The following is a 1,218-nucleotide window of genomic DNA, read 5'->3' on the forward strand; positions in this document are numbered from 1 at the left end:
GCAGCGACATCGTCGCGGTCACGGGTACGGGCGTGGGCAGCTTTGCCGACGCCAACGCCGGGGTGGGCAAGGCGGTTACCGTCACCGGCTATACGCTGGGCGGCACCGATGCCGGCAACTACAACCTGGTGCAGCCGGCCGGCGTGACCGCTACCATCAACAAGGCCGATGTCATCGTCTCCGGCAGCAGAACCTACGATGGCGCCACGTCGGTGGCGGGCGGCACCTTGACGGCGACCGGCGTGGCCGGCCAGATCTTCAGCGTCACCGGGGCCGGTGACGCCTCGAACCTGACCAGCAAGAACGTTCAAAGCGGTGCGGCGCTCGCCAGCACCACGGGCCTGAGCCTGGGCAGCAGCAGCAACGGCGGCCTGGCCAGCAATTACAACGCGCCCGGCGTGGCCGGCAGCAGTTACACCGTGACCGCCAAGGGGCTGACCCTGACCGGCGTCAGCGCCGTCGATAAAATCTACGACGCCACGACCACGGCCGCGCTCAACACCGCCAGCGTTGGCTACTCGGGCCTGGTTTCGGGCGACACGGTGTCGCTGGCCGGCAGCGGCAGCGGCAGGTTTGCGACCAAGGATGTCGGTATCAACAAGGCTGTGACGGTGAGCGGCTACACGCTGTCGGGCGCCGACGCCGGCAACTACGTGGTCACCCAGCCGACCGGCCTGAGCGCAACCATCAACAAGGCCAACCTCACGGTATCGGATATTGCGGCGCTTGATAAAACCTATGACGCCACCACCGCCGCCAGCCTGACCGGTAACGCCGCCGTGGCCGCCCTTGGCAGCGACAACGTGTCGGTGGCCGGTACCGGCGTGGGCAGTTTTGCCAGCAAGGATGCCGGCGCCGGTAAGGCGGTGACAGTGACCGGCTATACCTTGTCCGGCGCCGATGCCGGCAACTACGTGGTGCTGCAACCGACTGGCCTGAGCGCAACCATCAACAAGGCCAACCTGGCGGTATCGGGCATTGCAGCGCTGGATAAAACCTATGACGCCACCACCGCCGCAACCTTGACCGGCACTGCTGCCGTGGCCGCACTGGGCAGCGACAGCGTGTCGGTGACCGGTACCGCCGTGGGCAGCTTTGCCAGCAAGGACGCCGGCGCCGGCAAGGCCGTGACGGTGAGCGGCTACACGCTGGCCGGTGCCGACGCCGGCAACTACGTGGTGCTGCAACCGACCGGCCTGAGCGCAACCATCAACACAG

Annotated in this window: 1 protein-coding gene; it reads left to right on the forward strand. The window is 67.2% G+C overall.

Annotation, left to right across the window (positions count from 1 at the left end):
* The coding region (locus DUPY_RS28450; protein WP_229255425.1) for a YDG domain-containing protein at positions 1–1,218 on the forward strand (1,218 nt) is incomplete at both ends.

Origin of the sequence: Duganella phyllosphaerae, assembly GCF_001758785.1 — a bacterium.
GTDB lineage: Bacteria > Pseudomonadota > Gammaproteobacteria > Burkholderiales > Burkholderiaceae_D > Rugamonas > Rugamonas phyllosphaerae.